Source organism: Robertmurraya sp. (assembly GCF_036676585.1).
GTDB lineage: Bacteria > Bacillota > Bacilli > Bacillales > Cytobacillaceae > Robertmurraya_A.
In genome coordinates this window covers 1-2172 of record NZ_JAKFCQ010000008.1, presented here as the reverse complement: position 1 = coordinate 2172, position 2172 = coordinate 1, and the positions used below count along the sequence as shown (strand labels likewise).

Sequence of the window (2172 nt, the reverse complement as noted above, 5' to 3'; positions counted from 1 at the left end):
CAAAAAATATCCAAGCAACGTGTGGAAAATAAAATAGCCGTATATCTGTTGAAAAAACAAATGATATACGGCTATTTGTGATACTTACCAAAAGGGAAGCTAATTTTTATAGTTCGGGCTTACGATCTATTTAACAAACCTCCCGTTAGTAAACATTCTGACAAATATAAGTCTCAAAAACAAAAAACGACACACTAAAAATAAGGGGGAGGATTTACCCTGCCCCTTTTTGGTATTCTGTGTTCTTTTGTCCGCTAGTAAAATTTGTACTACTACAGTCCACTGCAATTGCTTCTACACAACTTTGACAGTAGCATGAACTACAGTAAATGTTCTCTACATAGCTTCACAAGATGCTGCCACTTCGCTATTTTTTAATTCTAACTCCACTGCAATTTTCTGAGCTATTGCTTTATGTCGGATAGCATTAGTGCACATCTGATTGAATCTTTCTAAGTCAAGTTTAGCCAGTTTATAATCCCCCTTAAATTGGTTGATTAGAGCCAAACACAAGTAAAGGTGATATTTATCTAGTTCTAGTTGGATAATATAATCAATAAACTCCTCAATTTCGATAGACATATCAGGATTCTGATTTAGACGAAATGCCCTTTTATAATGCTGTAACGCTTTAGTTAAATTACCCTCATACGCCTCTAGAAAAGCGAGACTATAGTGTTTGGCAGCATCACGGTCACCTAACCGTCTTAGCAACCCCCTTGACTTAGCAATATTTCTATTTCTTAAAAACTCAAAGATAGCCAGCATATTAAAGTAGAAGGGGGTATCTGCTTTCATTGAATTGACTTTTAACAGATACTGATAAGCTTCCTCAACATATTCCATATCCTTGCTATTTCTAAACAAGTGACCATAGTTATAAGCACAACGATCTGCATAAATCCCTATTAATTCATCATTAATTCTTTTTTTGATCGTATTGACTGCTTTAACATTAACCCTAAATGTCGTTAACTCATCTTTTAGATCCTCAAATATCTGCTGCGCATGATCAAGATTCCGCGATACTAAACTAGCTACACCAATGAAATAACGAGTGTAAATAGCTAGCCATTGAGAAGTAAGAGCATATTCTGTTAAATCATCTTTTTTGTTGATGTACACTCTTGGAATCAATTCGCTCAATTCAGTCTGTAGTAACTTTTGCTTTTCCTCGGTTATCTTGGCGTGCAATATCAATGAGTTGAGATTTACTTCAAACGCTTCCTCACCTTGTATATTCCCTGCCCTACATCGACCATAGATAATCATATGAGAACATGTTAACCCTAAATAATTTATTGCTGTTTCTTTATCACTCACTTCTTTGCAACGGAAATAGGGTAAGACTTGAACGTGATAAATTCTCTGGTCGAGCGATTGCTTAATAGGATCAATAAAATGGTATTTGAGTTTTTCATAGCGCTGGTAGTCCTCATCTTGAATAGCAAAAACCACTCCAATTCTACCTTCTGGGCATCGATGATATCTTCGATAGGACAACCATGCAATAATGGTGGTTAACCATACTACTACCGCAAACCCCCAAAACACTTTATTCATTGATGATGTATCAAAACGAACGGTAGTTAATAATGTTGCTGTAGTGACCAATAAGGCGGCAAATAAAGCCGATGGTTTGTGCCAGCGTTCTCTTATAAATGTTTTATAGTCCCAGAAATCCCCCATAAAGCCTCCATAAATTTGATATACAAAGCGGACCATATATTGTTTCAAAAGATACTTTGAAACTTATCTCAAACTTTGTGAATTAAGGACAACTCAACCAAAACAAAAAAAACGGCATCAAAGGTACTGCAATAACCTCTAGATGCCGAAATGTATTGTTCTTCAATTTGTCTCAAACTTTATGACGATTTACAAACTTAATCTGAAATATATAATTTTATAGGTTGTGATTAATGATTAAACCAAAAGAATAAATATACGTTTTCTCATTAATTACGAAATTGCATTCTCACTAATTCTGAAATCATTCTCATTAATTATGAAAAACCACAACACAACAATCAATTTATCTTCAATTCAATTAATTACCCACAGCGACTATATCCACAATTCGTACAAGTCTTGCAGCCCTCACTATTAACTAGTGATGCTGCTCCACAAGATGGACAGATATCTTTTATTTCAAATTCAAATTCATCATCA

The 2172-nt window shown here is 34.8% G+C and carries 1 protein-coding gene; it reads right to left on the bottom strand.

Translation table 11 applies throughout. From position 1 onward, the window contains the following. Positions 1 to 336: 336 nt before the first annotated feature. On the bottom strand, positions 337 to 1689 hold the full coding sequence (locus tag ACGLXV_RS00680; RefSeq protein WP_391557074.1) for a tetratricopeptide repeat protein: 1353 nt from the start codon (positions 1687 to 1689) through the stop codon (positions 337 to 339). Positions 1690 to 2172 lie beyond the last annotated feature (483 nt).

Coding starts and splice junctions, on each gene's coding strand:
- ACGLXV_RS00680 (WP_391557074.1), bottom strand. CDS start 1,689: ATGGGGGATTTCTGGGACTATAAAACATTTATAAGAGAACGCTGGCAC.